Source organism: Streptomyces viridosporus, assembly GCF_002078235.1.
Lineage (GTDB): Bacteria > Actinomycetota > Actinomycetes > Streptomycetales > Streptomycetaceae > Streptomyces > Streptomyces viridosporus.
This window is the reverse complement of sequence record NZ_MSGP01000184.1, coordinates 1-21,359: the sequence shown is the minus strand read 5'-3', so window position 1 is coordinate 21,359 and position 21,359 is coordinate 1. Positions and strand designations below refer to the sequence as shown.

The following is a 21,359-nucleotide window of genomic DNA, read 5'->3' as shown; positions in this document are numbered from 1 at the left end:
CCGCCACGTCGTCGCCGACCTGCCGCGCACCGAGGTCGGCGACGACGTGGCGGTCGGGGAGTACGTGGCGGCGCGCCTGGGCCGCGAGGTCGTCGACCGCCTGGTGGAGCCCCTGCTGGGCGGGGTGTACGCGGGCGACGCCTACCGCATCTCGATGCGCTCGGCGGTCCCGCAGCTCTTCGAGGCCGCCCGCACCCACACCTCCCTGACCGAGGGGGTCCGCGAGATCCAGGCGAGGTCCGCCGCCGCCTCGCAGACCGGTCCCGTGTTCATGGGCATCGAGGGCGGAGTGGGCACCCTGCCGCTCGCCGTCGCCGAGTCGGTGCGGGCGCGCGGCGGGGACGTCCTCACCGGCACGCCGGTCACGGAGCTGCGCCGGACGCCGGAGGGCGGCTGGCGGATCGTCGCCGGGGACCGGAACCTGTCCGCCGACGCGGTCGTCGTCGCCGTCCCCGCCCCGGCCGCCGCCCGCCTCCTGCGCGCCGAGGCACCCCGGGCCGCCGCCGAACTGGCCGGCGTCGAGTACGCCTCCATGGCGCTGATCACCCTCGCCTACCGCCGCGCGGAGACCCGCCTCCCCGAGGGCAGCGGATTCCTGGTGCCGCCGGTCGACGGCCGCACGATCAAGGCGGCCACCTTCGCCTCGAACAAGTGGGGCTGGATCGCCGACGAGGACCCCGGTCTGGTCGTGCTGCGCACCTCCGTCGGCCGCCACGGCGAGACGGAGGTCCTCCGCCGCGACGACGCCGACCTCGTGGAGGTCTCCCGGCACGACCTGAAGGCGGCCACCGGCCTGGACGCCACCCCGGTCGCCACCCGCGTCACCCGATGGGACGACGGCCTGCCCCAGTACCCCGTCGGCCACCACGCGCGCGTGGCCCGCGTCCGCGAGCACCTCGCGGGCCTCACGGGGCTGGCCGTGTGCGGCGCGGCCTACGACGGCGTCGGCATCCCCGCGTGCATCGCGAGCGCGTACGCCGCCGCCGACCAGATCCACGGTGACCTGCGCGCCGCGCAGCAGCTCACCGCCGACCCGGTGCAAAGCCTCCACGGAGGAGCAGGAGAATAAGGGACATGAGCGACGCCACCACCCCCGCCCCCGACCGGATCCCGAACAAGGGCAAGCTGGCCAAGGACCTCAACGAGGTCATCCGCTACACCCTGTGGTCCGTCTTCCGACTGAAGGACGTGCTGCCCGAGGACCGCGCCGGGTACGCCGAGGAGGTCCAGGAGCTGTTCGACCAGCTCGCCGCCAAGGACGTCACGATCCGCGGCACCTACGACGTGTCGGGCCTGCGGGCCGACGCCGATCTGATGATCTGGTGGCACGCCGAGACCGCCGACCAGCTGCAGGAGGCGTACAACCTCTTCCGCCGCACCCGGCTGGGCCGCGCCCTCGCCCCGGTCTGGTCGAACATGGCGCTGCACCGCCCCGCCGAGTTCAACCGCGCGCACATCCCGGCGTTCCTCGCCGACGAGACGCCCCGCGACTACGTGAGCGTCTACCCCTTCGTGCGCTCCTACGACTGGTACCTGCTGCCCGACGAGGACCGCCGCCGCATGCTCGCCGACCACGGCAAGATGGCCCGCGGCTACCCGGACGTGCGCGCCAACACGGTCGCCTCCTTCTCCCTCGGCGACTACGAGTGGATCCTCGCCTTCGAGGCCGACGAACTGCACCGCATCGTCGACCTCATGCGCCACCTGCGCGCCTCCGAGGCCCGGATGCACGTCCGCGAGGAGGTCCCGTTCTTCACGGGCCGCCGCAAGGACGTCGCGGAACTGGTCGCGGGCCTGGCCTGATCCGTCCGTCCGCCCGGCCGCCCGACCGTCCCCGGTCAGGCGGCCGGCCGGTCGGCGGGCGCCTTCCGGACCGGCCCGCCCGTCGGCCTCGGTTCCGGCTCCGGGCGCGGTGCGCAGGACGCGTGCCGCCCCGGCACCCGCCCCTCGAGCAGATACGCCTCCAGGTGCCCGTTCACGCAGGCGTTCGGCCCGCCCGCGATGCCGTGGGTGCCGGCGTCCCGCTCGGTCACCAGCGCCGACCCCGCCAGTCGGCGGCGCAGCTCCAGGGCGCCGTCGTACGGAGTGGCGGCGTCCCGCTCGGCCGCCAGGATCAGCGTCGGCGGCAGCTCGCCGTGCCCGGCGCGCACGTCCAGCGGCTGCTGCCGGGGCGCCCGCCAGTAGGCGCAGGGCAGATTGGTCCACACATTGGCCCAGGTCTCGAAGGGCGCCCGGCGCGCGAGCCGGGTGTTGTCCCGGTCCCACACCGCCCAGTCCGTCGGCCAGGGCGCGTCGTTGCACTCCACGGCGAGGTAGACGGCCCGCGCGTTCTCCTTCTCCGCCGCCGCCTCCGGATACGCCCGGGCCTGCTCGACCAGCGGCCCGGGGTCGCCCTTCAGATACGCCGACAGGGCGTGCGCGCGGTGCGGCCAGTGGTCGTCGTAGTACCCGGCCTGCAGGAACGCCTCCTGCAACTGCTCCGGCCCGACCTCCCCGCCGGCCGGTTCCTCCGCCAGCCGCTTCCTCGCCCGTTCGTAGCTGCGCCGCACCTCGCCCGGCGTGCCGCCCAGCCCGTACACGTCGTCGTGCCGGGCGGCCCACGCCCGGAAGTCCGCCCAGCGGTCCTCGAACGCGGCCGACTGGTCGAGGTTGTTGCGGTACCAGATCCGCTCCGGGTCCGGGTTCACCGCCGAGTCGAACACCATCCGCCGCACGTGGGAGGGGAACATCGTGGCGTACAGCGCCCCGAGGTACGTGCCGTAGGACGCGCCCAGGTACGTCAGCCGGTTCTCGCCGAGCGCGGCGCGCAGGACGTCCAGGTCGCGCGCGTTGTTGAGCGAGGTGTAGTGCCGCAGCGCGTCCCCGGCCCGCTCGGCGCAGCCGCGCGCGTACGCCCGGGCCTGCGCGACGCGCTTCCGTTTGTACGCCTCCGAGGGGTGGACCGGTGCCTCCGTCGGCCCCTTGGCGAACTCCTTCGGGTCCGTGCAGGACAGCGGCGCGGAACGGCCCACCCCGCGCGGGGCGTAGCCGACGAGGTCGTAGGCCGCGGCGATGCGCTTCCACTCGGGGAGCGCGCCCAGGAGCGGGAAGGGCACGCCGCTCGCGCCGGGCCCGCCCGGGTTGTAGACCAGGGCGCCCTGCCGGGGCACCTTGCGCCTGCCGCCGGCGGGGTCCTCGCCCGTGGCCCGGACCCGGCTGACGGTGAGTTCGATCCGCTTGCCGTCCGGCCGGGCGTAGTCGAGCGGAACGGTGACCGTGCCGCACCGGACGGTGCCCGGCAGGCCCTCCGCGGCGGGGCACGCGCCGAACTCGATGCCCTCGCGCGCGGCGCGCGCGACGGCCACCGCGGTGCCGCGCAGCTCGGCCGCGGAGGGGGCGGCCGGGGTGGCGCGGGGAGCGCCGCCGGCCGGCGCGGCGGCCAGGGTGGTGAGCAGCAGGGACCCGGCGGCCACGTGGACGGCGGCGGTTCTCATCACATATCCCTTCGGTGCACGACGGCGACAAAAGGGATGTTTCGGTTGGCGGTTGGGTAAGGCAAGCACCGTGCGCGGGTGTCGCCGTCAGTACTCCTGTTCGCCCCCGGCGCGGCGGCCGTGCCCCCCGTGGGCGAAGGCGGCACGCAGGTCCGGTTCACCGACGGCGCGGATGCCGCGCACGGCGACGGAGGTGAGGTACGTGCGGTCGTCACCGGTGCCGCCGGCCCCGCGGTGCAGGGCCCCCAGCAGCCGCTGGCCGGCGGGGGAGGCCCAGCGCGAGTACGGGTGGACCTCGAACCGGGCCGTCGCCAGGCAGCCCAGGGTGAGGACGAGCGGCAGGGCGAACCACAGGGCGACCATGTGGCGCGGCGTCTCCGAAGGGGTCGGCAGCAGCAGGGCGGCGGCGCCCAGGGCGGCCACGGCCGGCGCGGCGAGCCGCACCTGGCGGACCGCGTCGGCGATCGTCGTCCCGGTGTGGCCCTCGGGCACGGCCAGCCCCGCCCGGACCAGCCGGTCGGCGAGGCCGCGCACCGGGTCGGCGGTCGCCGCGGCGGCCCGTACGGGCGCCAGGGGGGACTGACCCTCCGGCCCGATCGCCCCTATCACGGACCGCTCCATGTCGTCCCGGCCGTGCGGGTCGACCACGGTCGCCCAGCCGGTGCGCGCCAGCAGCAGACGCCGCTGGCGCGCCATGGAGACCAGGGTGAGGTCGGCGACCCGCCGGGGGCCGCCGGACAGGAACGCGGCCTCGTACAGGGTCAGGGGGACCGCCGCCGGATCGCACTCCCCGCCGTCGGCCGCGCCGGAGCGTTCGACGGCCGCCGCGCGGACGGCGGCCAGACACAGCCGGGCGCACGCCGCACCGGCGACGACCCAGGCCAGCAGCAGGAGGAGGACCCAGAACATGGACCGTTTGTAAGGGACACGGTCGCGAAAACACCATGCCCCGTTCACGATCCGGGACGGAGTGCAGTCGATATGCGGCGTTCCGCCGGGATGTCCGGACGGGGGCCGCCGCGGCTCACCGCCGCAGCAGCACCCGCCGCGTCGCCCGGGCCAGCCGCACCGCCGGCCGCCGTGACCGGGGCCTCGGCCCCGACCGCTCCAGCCACCACTCCCGCAGCTCACGCCGCGCCCACGCCTCCCCGGGCCGCCCGGCCCGCAGCAGGTGCTCGGCGAAGTCCAGCGCGTCCCGCCGGTAGCCCCCGCCCATCGGCCGCTCCTGCGCGTACGCGAGGAAGGCGGCCCGGTACTCCGCCCCGAGGATCACCGGCAGTTCGGGCGCGACCTTGGCGACGACGTCCGCCCGCTTCGCGGCGAGCGCCCGCGCCTGCACCGCCATCCGCACCCGGTCGAACCCCTCGGGCACGGGCGTCCCGGCGACCAGCGCGGACAGCAGCGCGGTCTGCGCGAGGGCGAGCCGCTGCCGGGCGGGTTCGAGGGAGCCCCGGTCCGGCCCGGGACGGGCGGCGGGAGCACCCGCGGCCCCTGCCGCCACCTCGACGCGCTCCCTCGCGCCCTTCCCCGCCGCGCCCTTCGCCGACGCCCCCTTCTCCAGCGCGTCCCGGATGGCTGCCAACTCGCCTTCCAGCTCGGCCGGTTCCGGGAAGTTCTCGTCCCGCTCCAGCAGCACGCCGGGAGGGGAGACCCGGGAGGCGAGGTCGGTGAGGACGTCGAGGACGGGCCGGGGGACGGGGTGGGCGTGACTGTCGTGCCACACGCCGTCCCGCTCGACACCGCCGGCGACATGGACGTACGCGAGGGCCTCCAGGGGCAGTTCGGCGAGCGCCTCGGCCGGGTCCTCGCCGCGGTTGACGTGGTTGGTGTGCAGATTGGCCACGTCGACGAGCAGCCGCACCCCGGTGCGGTCGGCCAGCTCGTACAGGAACTGGCCCTCGGTCATCTCCTCGCCGGGCCACGAGATCAGCGCGGCGATGTTCTCCACGGCGAGCGGCACGGGCAGCGCGTCCTGGGCGACGCGGACGTTCTCGCACAGCACGTCGAGGGCGTCGCGGGTGCGCGGCACGGGCAGCAGGTGCCCGGCCTCGAGCCGCGGCGAGGCGGTCGGCGCCCCGCCCGCCCGGACGAACGCGATGTGCTCGGTGACCAGCGGCGCCCCGAGGGCCGTGGCCCGCTCGGCGAGGGCGGCCACCGCGTCCGGGCCACCGCACCCGCGGACCGCCAACTCGCCCAGGGCGCGGGCGAACTCGGCGGCCCGGTGCACCTTCAGGGGCGTGGTGGTCCCGGTCACCCGGGTGACCGGGACGGCCCCGCGGCCCTCCGCCAGCCGTTCCAGGGGGCGTTCCGTACCGCCGCCGCCGAGCCAGCGCCCCCGCAGGAACGCCTCGGCCATGGCGGCGAGGTTCAGCTCGTCCAGCGGTGTCGTCCGGCCGCCCCTGCGCAACCGTTCCCCGGTGAGCTCCACGGTCCGCGCCAGCGGGTTCCACGACTTCTCCGCGTAGAGCACCCGGCTCATCGCCGCCCCCTCCTGCTTCCTCCAGTCCTGCGGGCCCACCCTCACACACCGCTCTCCGGCCCGGCGGCCGGGGTGGCCCCGCCGACGACGGCCCCCGGTCGACGGGGCGGCGGAAAGTCGGTGGAGGGCCCGCGGCCCGCCCTGTTACGGTCCGGTGGCCGGCCGCGGGACTCCGGTGCGACTTCCGGAACCTGCCTATGAAGCAATGATTCGCAGCTCGCGCCCCCATTCCCCGGCCGGCGTCCACACCCAGGGGGAAGAACCGCATGGATGCCTACGGGGACCTCGTCGCGGCCGAGGACGTCCTGCTCTTCGTCAACGCGGCGATCACCTCGACCGGCCAGCGCGAATTCCACGGCGACGCGGACGAGCAGCGACTCTCCCTGGACTTCCTCCACGCGTACGTGCTGGGGAACTACCGCGACCTGTACGCCGGGGTCCTCGCGCTCGACATCAACGACCACAACGCGGTCCTCGTCATCCGGCGGCTGCTGGAGACCGCCGGTGAGGCCACCGCCGAGCAGCGCCGCCGTGAAGGCCGTCTGATCGCGTGCCGTCTGGCGACGCTGCCGCCGCACCGCGTGTACGGGCTGTTCGACGCCCTGCGCCGGGCCGGGGTGAACAACCGCCGCTGCCGCGCGATCATGCGCGACTGGCTGTCCGCCCGGCCGGACCCGGCGTTCGACGCCGTGAAGTACCGCAACGGCCTCAAGCGGGCCCTGCGCCACGCGCACCTGGCCCCCGCCGACGAGGAGCTGGGGGCGTTCCTGTTCGCGCCGGCGACCCGCAAGCGCTACGCGACACCCCTCCTGGAGACGTGGCGCCGGGCGCACCACGAGCAGGCCGCCCTGTACGAGCTGCCCTACACGGTCGCCGAGGGCTTCGCCGCCCGGCACGGCATCCCCCGGGAGGTGTTCCTGGAGCGCATCGCCCCGCGGATGACCCGCCTGGAGACCCTGCGGCTGCAGGACTCCGCGCACCGGCACGGGGCCTCGCGGGTACGGGCGGACCTGGCCGGGATGCCGCTGACCCGGCTGGCGGCCTACGTGCTCTCGCTGCCGGTCGAGGACCGCCTGCGCCGGCGCGCCGAGCTGACCCGTGCCCTGGAGTCGGCCGCCGGCCGGGTGGCCGGCCCCCACCGGGGGAGCTGGGGCGAGGTCACCGCCGTCCTGGACGACAGCTTCTCCGCCTCCGGCTCGGCGCACAAGCGCCGCCGGCCGCTGGCCGTGGCCCTGGCCTGCCACTACCTGCTCGCGGCCCTCGCCGGCCGCTACACCGGGCTGTGGACGTCCGGGCGGACCGACGCGCTGCTCGCCCGCCCGTACGGGCCGACGCCGCTGGGCCGGCGGATCCTCGACGCGCTGGACACCGCCCCGTCCCGACTGGTGATCGTCTCCGACGGCTGGGACAACGCGCCCCCCGGCCTGGCCGCCGAGGTGCTGCGGATCTGGCGGACCCGGCTCGACCCCGGGCGCCGCACCGGCGTCGTGCACGTCAACCCCGTCTACGACGCGGCCGGTTTCGACGTGCGCCGGCTGTCCCCGACGGTGCCCGCCGTGGGCATCCGCGACGCCGAGGACCTTCCCGCGCTGGTGGAACTGGCCCAGTTCGCGGAGGGCCGGACCGGCCTGGCCGAACTGACCGCCTATCTGGACGCCCGCGCGGCCCGGATGCTGAGCGACCACGACCGGGAGCGTGCGCGATGACCCCACCGGACCCGACCCGACCGGACCCGGCCCGGCTGGACCTGACCGGGTTGGAGGTCCGCCCCTCCCAGGTCTGGGGAGCCGTCCGTCTGGTGCCGCTCGTGCGCGACGAACCCGTCGAGGACCTCCGTCTGCACGCGCGGCTGTACGACGACGCGACGATTCCGGTCGAGGTCCGCCCGCGCCACGCCTACGTCTCCTACGTCCCGCACGGATTCGTCGCCACCTGGACCGGCGACGGCACGCCGGCAGCCGCCTACGGCACCCAGATGCCCACCGACGGCGACTCGGCCCCCCTCGCCACGACGGGCCTGCGTTTCCACCGCAGAACGGCCCGCCGCGAGGCCAAGCGCCGGTTGCGGTTCCTCCCCCTGCACCTGGCGCTGGAGGGCTATCTGGCACTGCACTTCGGCGGCCCCTCGATCGCCTGGGAGGAGTGGTCGCAGCGCGCGATCCGCCGAGGGCTCTCCCCGCGCACGGAGGAGGCGTACCTGGGCACCGAGGTGCGCGGGCTCGCCGACGCGCTGCGGGTCTTCGAGATCCACCCCGGTCAGTGCGGCGTGCTGCTCTACGTCGCCGACGCGCTCGCCGCCGCGTTCGCGGTCCCGCACCCCGACGACTACCGCGCCCTCCACCCGACCCTCCTGCAGGACCTGTTCGGCGAGCTGATCCACCACTACGCCACGCTGATGCCGCCGGTGCCGGACTTCCGGGCCCGCGTCGACGACGCGCGGATCCGCTCCCTGGCCGAGCTGCGCACGGCGGTCGCCGACCAGGAGGACGCCTGGGCGCGTTTCCACGACACGACCATGGCCGGCGGCCTGCTGGACCACGCGTACACCTGGCGGACGGTCCACCGGGCGGGACGCTTCACCCTCTCCCGTTTCCTGCCGGTGTTCCGCCCCAAGGAGGAGAACCACATCGGCGAGGCCATCACCGACGAGGGGGGCAGGATCGTCTACCTCAAGACGTTCCGGCTGTCGGAGAGCCAGGTCCGCCGCGGTCACCTCCTCGACCGGCTCGCCGCCCACGACTGGCACCTGGCGGACACCGCGGCCGGCCTCGGCGTCACCGAGGCCCAGTTGGGCCTGCGGCTGGAGTCCGCCGGCTTCGGTCACCTGCTCCGCCAGGACGTCCTGGACGGATACCGAAGTCGGTGACGCCCGGCGGGATGCGCGCCACGGCATCGCGGGACCGCGGCGACGAGGCGTACACGGTCGGCCTGTGCAACCAGGTTCTCGGCGAACAGGCCCTGATCCAGCACAGGTTCGACTGGTTGTCGGGGGCGCCCGAGCGCGACCTGAACACCAACTGAAGCCTCAGGAAACCCAGTTGTAGCACTCCCGCGCGCTTGGCAGACTCGCCCCGCTGATGAACGGTTCATGTCAGCACAAGGAAAGTCCATCTCCGCAGGGGGTACGTCCGTGAAACTCACCGCTCCCAGACGCGTCCTCGGCCGCGCCGCCGTCGTCCTCGCACTGGCCCTGGGCCTCGCCACCGGCTCCACCGGACTGCTGCCCGGGACCGAGGCGCACGCGCAGCCGGTCGCCGAGGGCTCCTTCGGCTTCAGCGGCGACGAGGACGACTGGGTCAGTGGCGGCCGGTCCTACGCCTACTCGACCTCGTCCCGGGACCGCCTGAACGTTTCGGCCAACACCGGGAACGACGTCGTCTCCCTCTCCGTGGACGGAGCCAACGGCGACTGGTGGTACCTCGACCTCGCCGCACCCTCCGGCACGGCTCTCGCGCCGGGCACGTACACCGGAGCCACCCGCTACCCCTTCAACGAGCCGACCGAACCCGGCCTCTCCCTCAGCGGCAACGGCCGCGGTTGCAACACCCTCACCGGTGAATTCACCATCACCGCGGTGGAGTTCGGCCCGCAGGGATACGTGAGGAAGCTCGACGCCACCTTCGTGCAGCACTGTGAGGGAGGCTCCTCCGCCGCCCGCGGTGAGGTGCACATCGACAACCCGCCCCCGCCGGCCGAGCTCGACCTCGGCCTCGCCGTCGCGCTGAAGGGCACCGCGAGCACCCTCAACGGCAAGGCCACCCTGCACGGCACGGTGAGCTGCAACAAGCCCGTCCGGGTGGACGTGTCCGGTGACATCACCCAGGTGAAGAGGCGGGACCTCATCCGCGGCTCGTACTCCACGTCGGTGTCCTGTGCTCCGGGCGCACCGGTCGACTGGACCGCGACGGCCACGCCCACCGGATCCGTACCGTTCCAGCAGGGCGACGTGGAGGTCGAGGCGCGTGCGACGGCCACGGACCCGGACTACGACCAGCCGGTGACGGTCACGGAGACCACGGCGGTCCGGCTGACCCGCGGCTGACCGGCGCTCGCGCACTCCGCGTCCGGGCCCCCGCCTTTCGTGGCGGGGGCCCGGACGCGTCAGCCGCCCCTCGCCCTTCCGCCTCCCGTTCCTCCCGGCGTCCGGCACCGGCGCCGGCACCGGCACCGGCCCGGCAGGGTGACGAGGAGGGAGCCCGCGGTCCCGGCGGGGCGGGCGCGGCCCCCGTGCGGCGGGCACACAACGGCGGAGGCCCGGCACCCCGTCAGGGGTGCCGGGCCTCCGGCTACGAGCGTGTCGCTCAGTGGGCGTGGCCGTGGCCGTGGCCCGCGGCGGCCGGCTCTTCCTCTTCCTTCTTCTCGACGACCAGGGTCTCGGTCGTCAGCAGGAGGGAGGCGATGGAGGCGGCGTTCTCCAGGGCGGAGCGGGTCACCTTGACCGGGTCGATGACGCCGGCCTTGACCAGGTCGCCGTACTCGCCGGTGGCGGCGTTGTAGCCGCTGCCCTTCTCGAGCTCCTTGACCTTGGAGACGATGACGTAGCCCTCGACGCCCGCGTTCTCCGCGATCCAGCGCAGCGGCTCGACGACGGCGTTGCGGACGACCGCGACACCGGTGGCCTCGTCGCCGGACTTGTCGAGGTTGCCCTCGAGGACCTTGGAGGCGTGGACCAGCGAGGAGCCACCACCGGAGACGATGCCCTCCTCGACCGCGGCGCGGGTCGCGGAGATGGCGTCCTCCAGACGGTGCTTCTTCTCCTTCAGCTCCACCTCGGTGGCGGCGCCGACCTTGATCACGCACACGCCGCCGGCCAGCTTCGCGAGGCGCTCCTGGAGCTTCTCGCGGTCCCAGTCGGAGTCGGTGGTCTCGATCTCGGCCTTGATCTGGCCGACGCGACCCTCGACGTCCTCCTTCTTGCCGGCACCGTCGACGATCGTGGTGTCGTCCTTGGTGACGGTGACGCGGCGGGCGGAGCCGAGCACGTCCAGGCCGACCTGGTCGAGCTTGAGGCCGACCTCCTCGGAGACGACCGTGGCGCCGGTGAGGACGGCCATGTCCTGCAGCATCGCCTTGCGGCGGTCGCCGAAGCCGGGGGCCTTGACGGCGACGGCGTTGAAGGTGCCGCGGATCTTGTTGACGACCAGGGTCGACAGGGCCTCGCCCTCGACGTCCTCGGCGATGATCAGCAGCGGCTTGGAGGAGTTGGCCTGGATGACCTTCTCCAGCAGCGGCAGCAGGTCCGCGATGGCGGAGACCTTGCCCTGCGTGATGAGGATGTAGGGGTCGTCGAGGACGGCCTCCATGCGCTCCTGGTCCGTCACGAAGTACGGCGACAGGTAGCCCTTGTCGAAGGCCATGCCCTCGGTGAAGTCCAGCTCCAGACCGAAGGTGTTGGACTCCTCGACGGTGATGACACCGTCCTTGCCGACCTTGTCCATCGCCTCGGCGATGAGCTCGCCGACCTGCTGGTCCTGGGCGGACAGCGCGGCGACGGCGGCGATGTCGGACTTCTCGTCGATCGGGCGGGCCGAGGCGAGCAGGTCCTCGGAGACCGCGGCGACGGCGGCGTCGATGCCCTTCTTCAGGGCGGCCGGGGAGGCACCGGCGGCGACGTTCTTCAGGCCCTCGCGGACCAGCGCCTGGGCCAGCACGGTGGCGGTGGTGGTGCCGTCACCCGCGATGTCGTTGGTCTTGGTCGCCACCTCCTTCACCAGCTGGGCGCCGAGGTTCTCGTACGGGTCCTCGATCTCGACCTCGCGGGCGATCGTGACACCGTCGTTGGTGATGGTGGGGGCGCCGAACTTCTTGTCGATGACGACGTTGCGGCCCTTCGGGCCGATCGTCACCTTGACCGTGTCGGCAAGCTTGTTGACGCCGCGCTCGAGGGCGCGACGGGCGTCCTCGTCGAACTTCAGGATCTTCGCCATGGCAGCGGGAGCCCTCTCGGAAATCTGGGTGACATCACTGCGCCCCGGGCGCCCGGCTCCTTATCGGATGCGGGGGCCAGGGGCGCAGTTCGAGCAAAAGTGCTTCGAGGTGACTTACTTCTCGATGATCGCGAGGACGTCGCGGGCCGAGAGGACGAGGTACTCCTCGCCGTTGTACTTCACCTCGGTGCCGCCGTACTTGCTGTACAGCACGACATCGCCGACCTTCACGTCGAGCTCGACGCGCTTGCCGTCCTCGATGCGGCCCGGGCCGATGGCCAGGACAACGCCCTCCTGGGGCTTCTCCTTGGCGGTGTCCGGAATGACCAGGCCCGAAGCCGTGGTCTGCTCGGCGTCGAGCGGCTGGACCACGATGCGGTCCTCGAGCGGCTTGATGGCAACCTTGGAGCTGGCGGTCGTCACGATCCGACCTCCCCCTTCGGAGATCTCACGGGGTTAACTGTCTGAGGTGGCGACCAGGTCGATCCGTCGTCGCGGGTGCCGGACCTGCCCGTCGCGTAGTTGGCACTCTCCAGGGGGGAGTGCCAGACCCGAGACTATGACCGCGATTAGCACTCGGTCAAGCGGAGTGCCAATTGCCCGCGGCGCGTCGGCGGTACGGGGGTGACGTTCGCACGGGTGTGTGCGGCCTGCCGGCGCTGCGGCGACCACCCCCGGGGCCGCCGCCCCCGGGTCCCGCTTCGACCCGAACGGCCCCGTCCTCAAACGGCGGACGGGCCGGTTCGCCGGATGTGGTCCTCCAGCCTCCCCACCCGCAGCCCCCGCTCCTCCAGCTCGCGCAGCAGCCGTGCGGTCCGGTCCGCCAGGGACAGGGACGGGGTGTCGACCGACGGCACGGAGACGATGTCGCCGCGGGTCAGGCGGTGCGCGCCGCGGGTGTACGCGAGGTCGCCGTCGCCGTCCAGCGTCACCCGCCAGAGCACGACCGCCGCGATGCCGCAGTCGGCGGCGGCACGCAGGGTCGTGGCGTCGTACGTGCCGTAGGGCGGGCGGAAGAGGTGCGGGCGGACGCCGAAGCGGGACTCGAGCTTGCGCTGCTGACCGCAGATCTCGGCGCGCTGGCCGGCGTAGGGCAGGCCGCGCAGGGCGGGGTGGTCGAGGGTGTGGTTCTGCAGGCTCGCGCCGACCGCGCGCAGGCGGGCGAAGTGGGCGTACCCGGGGCCCACCACGCTGTCCGTGAGGAACATGCTGACGGGGAGGCGGCGTTCGCGCACCAGCTCGACGAAGCGGGGGTCGCGTTCGGCGCCGTCGTCGTAGGTGAGGAAGACGACCTCGTCGTCGGTCGGGACGTGGTCGACGACGGGCGGTCCGCCGCCGCCCGGTGCGGGACCGTCGCCGGGCGACTGGTTCGCGCCGTCCTGCGCGCTCCTCTCCCCGGCCCGGTGCACGGACGTCCCGTCCCCCTGCCCCGCCGACGGACCGCACCCGGCGGGCGCGGCCAGCAGGGCGGCGGCCGTGAGGAGGGCGGCCGGTGCCCCCCGGCGCCTCACAGGTAGTCCTCCAGCCGCCCCACCGCGTACCCCTCGGCCGTGACCTTGTCCAGGAAGCGGCGGATCATGTCCGGCATCGTGCCCTTCCACTCCCGGCGGCCCCGGAAGTGGCTGAGGACGATGTCGCCGGGGCGCAGGGCGCGGTCCCACTCGCGGTACTCCCAGCGGTCGGCGAAGACCTCCTCGTTCCAGAGGGGGACGTGGGTGATGCCGCAGGCCTTCGCGGCGTGCAGGGTGGCCTTGTCGTAGGTGCCGAAGGGCGGGCGGAAGAGGACCGGGCGCTCGCCGTAGCGCTCCTCGATGACGTCCTGCATGCCGCAGATCTCGCGCTTCTGGCGGGCGTAGGGCAGGCCGCGCAGGGCGGGGTGGCGCAGGGTGTGGTTGTGCAGGGCGACGCCCCGGTCCTGCATCCTCCCGAAGTAGCCGTAGTCCTCCCTGACGAGGTAGTCGCTGAGGAAGGCGCTGTACGGGATCCTCAGCTCGCTCATCATCCGCAGGAACTCGGGGTCCTTCTCGGCGCCGTCGTCGATGGTGAGGAAGACGACCTTCTCCTCGGTGGGAACGGTGGTGAAGACCGGGGGGAGGCCCAGCCGGCGGTGGCCGTCGACCTCGAAGCCCGCGCGGGTGGTGATCCGCGGCTTCTCCTTCGGAGCCGGAGGGGCGGTCAGGGGCACCTTCCTCAGTCCCCAGCGCTTCGCGGTGGCGACCCTCGCGGCGTGCGCCGCGCGCAGCTTCGCGGCGTAGGAGTCGAGGGCGCGGGCCGGGGGCGCCTCGAGGCGCTGCCGGCCGCCCGCCGGCGGGACCCCGGTGCCGTCCCCGTCCCGCCCGCAGCCCGAGGCGAGGACGGCGAGCGCAAGCACGGCGAGGCCGATCCGCGCACCGCCCGACGACCGGCAACCGGACCCCTTTTTGTCATTTTGTCCTACTACTCGCATGGAGCCGGATCCTCGCAGTCCACCCAACGGGATCCGGCCCGACACCGCGGCCGGAGGCGCACGGTCCACCGACTGGCTCACAATGAGCCGGTGAACGACCTCGCCCCGCTCCTCACCCCCGAAGGCCGCGCCCTCCTCGACGAGGTGCGCGACACCGATCCCGCGCACGAACTCGCCGTCGCCACCCGGCTGCGCCGCGAGCACCCCGCCGAGCTGGTGTCGGCGGCGCTCGGCCAGGCGCGGCTGCGGCAGCGGGCGGTGGCGAAGTTCGGGGCCGAGGACGCCCGGCGGATGTTCTTCACGCCGAACGGGGTGGAGCAGTCGACCCGGGCGGGCGTGGCCGCGTACCGGGCGCGGCGGTTCGGGGAACGGGGCGTGACGTCCGTGGCCGACCTGTGCTGCGGGATCGGCGGGGACGCGATCGCCCTGGCCCGCGCCGGGATCCGGGTACTGGCGGTGGACCGGGATCCGCTCACCGCGGCGGTGGCCCGGGCCAACGCCGACGCGCTGGGGCTCGCGGACCTGATCGAGGTGCGGGAGGCGGACGTGACGGAGGTGGACACGGCCGCCTACGACGCCGTCTTCGTCGACCCGGCCCGGCGCGGCGGCCGGGGCCGCGTCTTCGACCCCGAGGCGTACTCGCCCCCGCTGTCCTGGGCGGTCGGGGCGGCCCGCGCGGCCTCCCGCGCCGCCGCGCTCAAGGTCGCGCCCGGCATCCCGCACGAGGCCGTGCCCGAGGACGCGGAGGCCGAGTGGATCTCGGACGGCGGGGACGTGAAGGAGGCGGTGCTGTGGTTCGGCACCGGGGAGGCGACCGGTCCGGGAGCGGTCCGGGCGACCCTGCTGCCCGGCCCCCGCACCCTGCTCTCCCGCGGCCTGCCCGACCCCGCGGTCCGGCCGCCCGGCCGGTACCTGTACGAGCCCGACGGCGCCGTCATCCGCGCGCACCTCGTCGCCGAGGTCGCACAGGACCTCGGCGGCGGGCTGATCGACGCGACCATCGCGTACGTCACCGCGGACGAGCACCGTCCGACGCCGTACGCCACCGCCTACGAGATCACCGACCACCTCCCCTTCAACGTCAAGAAGCTGAAGGCGCTGCTGCGGGAGCGGCGGGTCGGCACCCTGACCGTCAAGAAGCGCGGCTCGGCGGTGGAACCGGAGGAGCTGCGGCGCAAGGTCCTGCCCAAGCCGTACGGCACCGGGTCGGTCACGGTGTTCCTGACCCGCGTCGCCGGCGCCCCGACGATGCTGCTCGGGCATCCGCTGCGGTGAGGCCCGCGGAGGCGGAGCGGCGGCGCGCAACCCGCCGGGCGGGCTCTCACGTCCCCGCCGGCGCTCCCGTGCTGCTGCGCACCACCAGGCTCGTCGCCAGCTCCACCCGGGTCGCCGCCACCGGGTCCTCGCCCCGGCCGAGGTCGAGGACCAGCTTGGCCGCCGCCTCCGCCATCTCCGTCAGCGGCTGCCGCACGGTCGTCAGCGGCGGCCCCACCCAGCGGGCCACCGGCAGGTCGTCGAACCCCACCACGCTCAGGTCCTCGGGGATCCGCAGCCCCAGCTCGCGCGCGGCCTCGTACAGCCCGAGGGCCTGGAGGTCGTTGCCGGCGAAGACGGCGGTGGGCCGGTCCTCCCGGCGCAGCAGGGCGAGACCCTGCCGGTAGCCGGCCTCGTGGTGGAAGTCGCCCGTCATGATCAGACCGGGGTCCACCGGGAGTCCGGCGGTCTCCAGGGCGGCGCGGTAGCCGTCGATGCGGGCGCGGCTGCACATCATCCGCGAGGGCCCGCTGATCGCCCCGATCCTGGTGTGGCCCAGATCGATCAGGTGCCGGGTGGCCGCGAGCCCGCCCTGCCAGTTGGTCGCGCCGATGGAGGGCACGTCGGTGCCCGGGTCCCCGGCCGGGTCCATCACCACGAACGGGATGGAGCGGCTGGTCAGCAGCGCCCGCCCGGACTCGTCGAGGCCGGACAGGACGAGGATGACGCCGTGCGGGCGGCGCGCGGCGACCTGATCGGCCCAGGTGCGCCCCGGCGTGAGCCGCCCCGCGCTCTCGGAGAGCACGACGCTGAGGCCCGCGTCCCGGGCCACGTTCTCCACACCCCGGATGACCTCCATCGCCCAGGCGCTCTCCAGCTCGTGGAAGACCAGGTCGATCAGGGGCGAGCGGGACGCCTCGGCGCGGCGGCGCCGGTAGCCGTGGGAGCGCAGCAGTTCCTCCACCCGGCTGCGGGTGGCGGGGGCGACGTCGGCACGCCCGTTCAGCACCTTCGAAACAGTCGGCGCGGAGACGCCGGCCTCGCGGGCGATTTCGGCGAGGGTGGCGGTCTGCGTGCCGCGCCCTCGCGTCCTGGTTTCAGCGGGCTGCGGGGAAGTCATGGCGGCGATCGTATCTCTGCGAACCCCCTCGACGAAGAGTTCCGGGCGCCATGAATTCCCGGAACATTCGGCGAGTACGTCGAAACATGCGGCCGATCGGCCCGTGCGGCCGGTACGGAACGACGGGCGGCGCCGTCCCTTCCGGCCCGCCCGCTCCGGTGCGGCGCCCCGGCGGGGGATCAGGCCCTCCTCGGCCACCGGAACCGCCTTCTCCCGCTCCCGATCCGGCAGGCGGTCCGCATACCGTCGCCGGCGCGGAAGGCGGTCGAACGGGACCGCGGGCGCGCCTCCTCCGCCCCGGCGGGACACCACTCGACCCCGCCCGCGGCACGACCGCCGCGGCGGAGGTGGACGTCCGCCGCCCGGACGGTGGACGCCCGCGTCCTCCCCTCCGGGCCCGCGCGGCAGGACGACCAGACCCGCCCCGCGGTGGGCCTTACGGGGCCTTGTTCCGCACGGGGCCTTGTTCCGCCGCCACCGACTCGAACCGCCACCGGTGCACCGCCCGGGTGACCAGCTCCCCGGCCGGCTCCGGCAGTTCGGGGAGCTCCGCGTCGTACGGGGCGTCCCACCAGGTGATGACCAGGACCCGGTCCCGCGGGGCGCGGAAGGTCTCCCGGCGCAGCGGCTCACCGGCGAGTTCCTGCGCCCGCGCCCAGGCCAGCAGCTCCTCGCCCCGGCCCTCCGCGGCCCGGGCCTCCCACATCAGCGCGACCGTCACGGGTACAGGTTCTCCCCGCTCACCTCGTGCACGTGGTCGTGCGCGTGGGCCTCGCCCGGCACGTGCGGGTCCGTCACCGGCAGCGAGGAGTCCGCCGACAGGTCCCAGTCGGAGGCCGGGCGGTTCCGGGCGACCATCTCCGCGCCCAGCGCCGCCACCATCGCGCCGTTGTCCGTGCACAGCTTGGGCCGCGGCACGCGCAGCCGGATGCCGGCCGCCTCGCAGCGCTCCTGGGCGAGGAACCGCAGCCGGGAGTTGGCGGCCACACCGCCGCCGATCATCAGGTGGTCGACGCCCTCGTCCCGGCAGGCGCGCACGGCCTTGCGGGTGAGCACGTCGACGACCGCCTCCTGGAAGGAGGCCGCCACGTCGCGCACCGGCACCTCCTCCCCCGCCGCCCGCTTCGCCTCGATCCAGCGGGCCACGGCCGTCTTCAGCCCGGAGAAGGAGAAGTCGTACGCCGGGTCGCGCGGACCGGTCAGACCGCGCGGGAACGCGATCGCGGCCGGGTCGCCCTCCTTCGCGTACCGGTCGATGACCGGGCCGCCGGGGAAGCCGAGGTTCAGCACGCGGGCGATCTTGTCGAAGGCCTCGCCGGCCGCGTCGTCGATGGTGGCGCCCATCGGGCGGACGTCGGAGGTGATGTCCGAGGACAGCAGCAGCGAGGAGTGCCCGCCGGACACCAGCAGCGCCATCGTCGGCTCCGGGAGCGCCCCGTGCTCCAGCTGGTCGACGCAGATGTGCGAGGCGAGGTGGTTGACGCCGTACAGGGGCTTGCCGAGGGCGTAGGCGTACGCCTTGGCCGCCGAGACGCCGACCAGCAGCGCGCCGGCGAGGCCGGGACCGGCGGTGACGGCGATGCCGTCCAGGTCGCGCGCGCTCACCCCCGCCTCCTTCAGCGCGCGGTCGATCGTCGGCACCATCGCCTCCAGGTGCGCCCGGGAGGCGACCTCCGGGACGACGCCGCCGAAGCGGGCGTGCTCGTCGACGCTGGAGGCGACGGCGTCCGCCAGCAGGGTGGTGCCGCGGACGATGCCGACGCCGGTCTCGTCGCAGGAGGTCTCGATCCCCAGCACCAGGGGTTCGTCAGCCATGGGTCTCGGTTCCTTGTACGCCGTTCACGGGATTCGGGGGGTTCACGGGGTCGTGGGGGCGGACGGGTCGGTCAGCCGCATCACCAGGGCGTCCACGTTCCCCGGCTGGTAGTAGCCGCGCCTGACCCCGATGGTCTCGAAGCCGAAGCGCTCGTAGAGCTTCTGGGCGCGGACGTTGTCGATCCGGCACTCCAGCAGGACCTCGCCGCACTCGAAGGAGGTCGCCGCCCGCAGCAGGTCGGTCAGCAGCCGCGAGCCGAGGCCGGTGCCCCAGTGGTCGCGGGCGACGGCGATGGTCTGGACGTCGGCCACCGGGGCGTCGGAGCCGCCGTCGGAACCGCCGTCGGACGCCGTCCCGGAGACGGCGAGGCCCGCGTACCCGACGATCCGGTCGTCCTCCCGGGCGACGACGTAGTGCCGGGTCGCCCCGGGCCCGCGCGCATGGGCCAGCTCGGACCAGAACATCCCGCGCGACCAGGCGTCGTCGGGGAACAGCTCCCGTTCCAGTGCCAGCACGGCTTCGATGTCCCACCAGCGCATCTCGCGCAGCACGACGGTCTCGGGTCCGGTCACTTGGGGGTGACCACCTTGTAGTTCTTGGGGACCTGGGCATCGGGCCGGCGCAGGTACAGCGGCCGGGGCGCGGGCAGTTCCTCGCCCGCCGCGAGCCTCTCGGCGGCCAGCCGGGCCAGGGCGGCGGCCGACACGTGCTCGGGCTCGTGCGCCCGGGGGAAGGTGCCGGGGTACAGCAGCGCGCCCGCGCCGACCGCGGGCAGGCCCTCGACCTGCGCCGCGATGTCGGCGGGCCGGTCGACGGCCGGGTCGGTGAGGCGGGTGCGGGAGTCGGCGTAGCGCGCCCAGTAGACCTCCTTGCGGCGGGCGTCGGTCGCCACGACGAAGGGGTCCTCCAGGTCGGCCGCGTAGGCCAGACCGTCCAGCGTGCACACCCCGTGCACGGGGACGCCGAGCGCGAGCCCGAAGGTGTCCGCGGTCATCAGGCCGACGCGCAGCCCGGTGTACGGGCCCGGACCGGTGCCGACGACGACCCCGGTGACGGCGTCCAGCTTCAGACCGGCCTCGGCGAGCACCCGGTCGATCGCCGGGAGCAGCAGCTCGCCGTGGCGGCGGGCGTCCACCTGGCTCGACGAGGCGATGACGTCGCGGCCGTCGTGCAGCGCGACGGTGACGGCGGGGGTGGCGGTATCCAGAGCGAGCAAGAGCACGCAAACAGCCTACGGCTCCCGCGCCCCGGCCACGGCCGTGACGGCCGACCGGTCGCTTGCTGCTACGGTCGCGTCCACATGCGCACAGGACGGGACAGATCAGGACAGAGGTGGCGACGGTGACAGGCACCAGCTCGGCGATCGTGGCGGGGCTGACCGCGGCGGCCCTCGCGACGGTCGGCTTCCTCGGCCACCGGGCGGCGGCGAACGTCCCGGCCGAGCTGCGCCGCCCGAGCGCCGGCGACGCGCCGGCCGTCCTCAAGGCGCCGCGGGACGAGAACCACCCCACGGCCCTGCCCGGCCGGTCCGGCGAGGGCACCCGGGTCGTGTACTCCCTCGACGACGACCGGGTGTGGCTGGTCGGGAGCGACGGCGGGGTCAGGCGCACGTTCCGGGTCAGCCCCGGCACGGTGGATCCCGCGCCGGGCTCCTACCGGGTCACGTCCCGCTCCCAGCGCGTCACCGGGTCGGACGGCGTTCCGGTCGAGCACGTCGTCCGCTTCGCCGCCGTCGACGGCACGACGATCGGCTTCAGCGCGGCGGTCGACGGCTCGCCCCCGCTCCTCGACCCGAAGAAGCGGACGGGCGGCGTCCGCGAGAGCCGTGCCGACGGCGCGGCGATGTGGGGCTTCGCGACGATTGGCCGCAAGGTCGTCGTCATCCCGTGACCGCCGGGGTCGGCCCGGGCGGCCCGGCCGGCTACGCGGCCTCGCGGTGGTCGCGGTGGTCGCGGCCGTCCGCCGGCTCGGCGTACCGGGCGATGCGCAGACCGTCGTGGAGGATCACCACGCGCGCGCCGTCGACCGCCCCGGCGTACAGCAGTTGGGGCGGACCGGCCGGCCCGCCGGAGGGGGTGCCGGGGGTCGCCGACACCTGGACGCTCCCGCCCGGCCGAGCCCAGACGGCGAGGGCGCGGCGCAGCAGGGCCGTGTCACCGGTGAGACCGCCGCGTGCGGGCCACACCGAGAAGTCGACGCGTGCGGAGGTCTTCCAGGCGGTGGGGGAGACCCGGGTCAGCTCCTCCGGGTCCAGCGCCGCCCGCGCGGCCGGGTTCCGGGCGTACGGGGGTGCGGCGGCGCCGTCGGGGCCCCGGCCGTCGCCCGCCGGGCTCAGCAGCGCCCCGCAGACGGCGAGCGCGGCCCCGGCCACCAGCACGGCGTTCAGACGACGGCGGCGGCGCAGCAGATCGGACGGCCGGGCCTGGAGCGCGCAGGGGTCGAACTCGGGGGAGTCGAGCAGGTGGTACGCGGCGGGGGCCCGGTCGGCCTCGGCCAGCGCGGCGTCCGGGTCGGCGACCCCCGCGGCCGCGAGCACCTCGCGCACGTCCCCGTCCGGGAGCCGCTCCAGACCGCGCAGCACACAGGCGGCGCGCGCCGGGCCGGAGAGCGCGGCCAGCCGCTGGTCGAGGGCGAGTCCGTCGGCGCCGCCCGGGTGCGGGAACAGCTTCAGGCCCCACACCTGGGGCAGCAGCGGCGGCAGCTGCGCCCGCTTGGGCCACGCCCCGCGCCGCAGCGGCAGGCCGGCCTCCAGCGCCGTGCGCACCACCCGCAGGCGGACCAGCGCGTACCCGGGGTCGCCGTCGCGGCCGGCCGACCGGGAGGGGGCCGCCGGGGCCGGGACGC

20 protein-coding genes and 1 pseudogene are annotated in these 21,359 nt (G+C 74.6%); 8 read left to right on the top strand and 13 right to left on the bottom strand.

Annotated elements, in window-relative coordinates:
- A partial coding sequence (hemG, locus tag B7L92_RS14015) for a protoporphyrinogen oxidase (protein ID WP_081237734.1) occupies window positions 1–1,069 on the top strand: 1,069 nt, incomplete at its 5' end.
- A 5-nt stretch (window positions 1,070–1,074) separates the two neighbouring features.
- Window positions 1,075–1,803 (top strand): hydrogen peroxide-dependent heme synthase, encoded by a 729-nt coding sequence (gene hemQ / locus B7L92_RS14010; protein ID WP_004981978.1) that lies wholly within the window; start codon window positions 1,075–1,077, stop codon window positions 1,801–1,803.
- Window positions 1,804–1,838: 35 nt separating this feature from the next.
- Here hemQ and B7L92_RS14005 read toward each other — a convergent pair whose 3' ends face one another.
- From B7L92_RS14005 to B7L92_RS41585, 3 genes are all read right to left on the bottom strand, one after another.
- The gene (locus B7L92_RS14005) at window positions 1,839–3,473 is read right to left on the bottom strand and encodes an alpha/beta hydrolase (RefSeq protein WP_081237732.1); all 1,635 of its coding nucleotides are present in this window, start codon (window positions 3,471–3,473) and stop codon (window positions 1,839–1,841) included.
- Between the two features lie 87 nt (window positions 3,474–3,560).
- On the bottom strand, window positions 3,561–4,382 hold the full coding sequence (locus B7L92_RS14000) for a TIGR04222 domain-containing membrane protein (protein WP_081237731.1): 822 nt from the start codon (window positions 4,380–4,382) through the stop codon (window positions 3,561–3,563).
- Between the two features lie 115 nt (window positions 4,383–4,497).
- On the bottom strand, window positions 4,498–5,829 hold the full coding sequence (locus tag B7L92_RS41585; protein ID WP_438363993.1) for a multinuclear nonheme iron-dependent oxidase: 1,332 nt from the start codon (window positions 5,827–5,829) through the stop codon (window positions 4,498–4,500).
- A 389-nt stretch (window positions 5,830–6,218) separates the two neighbouring features.
- Here B7L92_RS41585 and B7L92_RS13990 point away from each other — a divergent pair, with 389 nt between their 5' ends.
- The 4 genes from B7L92_RS13990 to B7L92_RS13980 all read left to right on the top strand — a co-directional run bounded on the left by B7L92_RS13990 (window position 6,219) and on the right by B7L92_RS13980 (window position 9,994).
- On the top strand, window positions 6,219–7,658 hold the full coding sequence (locus B7L92_RS13990) for a hypothetical protein (RefSeq protein WP_081237729.1): 1,440 nt from the start codon (window positions 6,219–6,221) through the stop codon (window positions 7,656–7,658).
- Window positions 7,655–8,818 (top strand): ARPP-2 domain-containing protein, encoded by a 1,164-nt coding sequence (locus tag B7L92_RS13985; protein ID WP_081237727.1) that lies wholly within the window; start codon window positions 7,655–7,657, stop codon window positions 8,816–8,818. Before B7L92_RS13990 ends, B7L92_RS13985 begins: the two co-directional genes overlap by 4 nt.
- Before the next feature lie 11 nt (window positions 8,819–8,829).
- Window positions 8,830–8,973 (top strand): hypothetical protein, encoded by a 144-nt coding sequence (locus B7L92_RS40645; protein WP_159461032.1) that lies wholly within the window; start codon window positions 8,830–8,832, stop codon window positions 8,971–8,973.
- 67 nt (window positions 8,974–9,040) lie between these two features.
- On the top strand, window positions 9,041–9,994 hold the full coding sequence (locus B7L92_RS13980) for a hypothetical protein (protein ID WP_081237725.1): 954 nt from the start codon (window positions 9,041–9,043) through the stop codon (window positions 9,992–9,994).
- A gap of 259 nt (window positions 9,995–10,253) precedes the next feature.
- On the opposite strand, the gene groL is transcribed toward B7L92_RS13980, so the two are convergent.
- The 4 genes from groL to B7L92_RS13960 form a co-directional block, all read right to left on the bottom strand.
- The gene (groL, locus tag B7L92_RS13975) at window positions 10,254–11,879 is read right to left on the bottom strand and encodes a chaperonin GroEL (RefSeq protein ID WP_004984411.1); all 1,626 of its coding nucleotides are present in this window, start codon (window positions 11,877–11,879) and stop codon (window positions 10,254–10,256) included.
- A gap of 114 nt (window positions 11,880–11,993) precedes the next feature.
- Window positions 11,994–12,302: a co-chaperone GroES gene (groES, locus tag B7L92_RS13970; protein ID WP_037939482.1), complete on the bottom strand. Its 309-nt coding sequence runs from the start codon at window positions 12,300–12,302 to the stop codon at window positions 11,994–11,996.
- 299 nt (window positions 12,303–12,601) lie between these two features.
- A complete protein-coding gene (locus tag B7L92_RS13965) occupies window positions 12,602–13,390 on the bottom strand; it encodes a polysaccharide deacetylase family protein (RefSeq protein ID WP_081237723.1) in 789 nt (262 codons plus the stop codon).
- Window positions 13,387–14,325, bottom strand: a complete 939-nt coding sequence (locus B7L92_RS13960) for a polysaccharide deacetylase family protein (RefSeq protein ID WP_174703962.1) — start codon at window positions 14,323–14,325, stop codon at window positions 13,387–13,389. Before B7L92_RS13960 ends, B7L92_RS13965 begins: the two co-directional genes overlap by 4 nt.
- 90 nt (window positions 14,326–14,415) lie before the next feature.
- Between B7L92_RS13960 and B7L92_RS13955 the strand changes: the two genes are divergently transcribed.
- Entirely contained in the window at window positions 14,416–15,600 is a 1,185-nt protein-coding gene (locus B7L92_RS13955) for a THUMP-like domain-containing protein (protein WP_081237719.1), read from the top strand.
- Between the two features lie 46 nt (window positions 15,601–15,646).
- On the opposite strand, the gene B7L92_RS13950 is transcribed toward B7L92_RS13955, so the two are convergent.
- The 5 genes from B7L92_RS13950 to tsaB all read right to left on the bottom strand — a co-directional run bounded on the left by B7L92_RS13950 (window position 15,647) and on the right by tsaB (window position 19,737).
- Window positions 15,647–16,699 (bottom strand): LacI family DNA-binding transcriptional regulator, encoded by a 1,053-nt coding sequence (locus B7L92_RS13950; protein WP_081237718.1) that lies wholly within the window; start codon window positions 16,697–16,699, stop codon window positions 15,647–15,649.
- A gap of 436 nt (window positions 16,700–17,135) precedes the next feature.
- Window positions 17,136–17,420: a hypothetical protein gene (locus B7L92_RS13945; RefSeq protein WP_081237717.1), complete on the bottom strand. Its 285-nt coding sequence runs from the start codon at window positions 17,418–17,420 to the stop codon at window positions 17,136–17,138.
- The gene (tsaD, locus tag B7L92_RS13940; RefSeq protein WP_081237716.1) at window positions 17,417–18,514 is read right to left on the bottom strand and encodes a tRNA (adenosine(37)-N6)-threonylcarbamoyltransferase complex transferase subunit TsaD; all 1,098 of its coding nucleotides are present in this window, start codon (window positions 18,512–18,514) and stop codon (window positions 17,417–17,419) included. The genes B7L92_RS13945 and tsaD overlap by 4 nt, the downstream gene beginning before the upstream one ends.
- Window positions 18,515–18,556: 42 nt before the next feature.
- On the bottom strand, window positions 18,557–19,087 hold the full coding sequence (rimI, locus tag B7L92_RS13935; RefSeq protein WP_081237715.1) for a ribosomal protein S18-alanine N-acetyltransferase: 531 nt from the start codon (window positions 19,085–19,087) through the stop codon (window positions 18,557–18,559).
- Complete coding sequence (gene tsaB, locus B7L92_RS13930; protein ID WP_081237714.1) at window positions 19,084–19,737, bottom strand: tRNA (adenosine(37)-N6)-threonylcarbamoyltransferase complex dimerization subunit type 1 TsaB; 654 nt, start codon at window positions 19,735–19,737, stop codon at window positions 19,084–19,086. Before tsaB ends, rimI begins: the two co-directional genes overlap by 4 nt.
- Before the next feature lie 110 nt (window positions 19,738–19,847).
- Between tsaB and B7L92_RS13925 the strand changes: the two genes are divergently transcribed.
- Entirely contained in the window at window positions 19,848–20,405 is a 558-nt protein-coding gene (locus tag B7L92_RS13925; protein ID WP_081237713.1) for a L,D-transpeptidase, read from the top strand.
- A gap of 64 nt (window positions 20,406–20,469) precedes the next feature.
- Here B7L92_RS13925 and B7L92_RS13920 read toward each other — a convergent pair.
- Window positions 20,470–21,359, bottom strand: a pseudogene (locus tag B7L92_RS13920) (hypothetical protein); the annotation flags it as partial.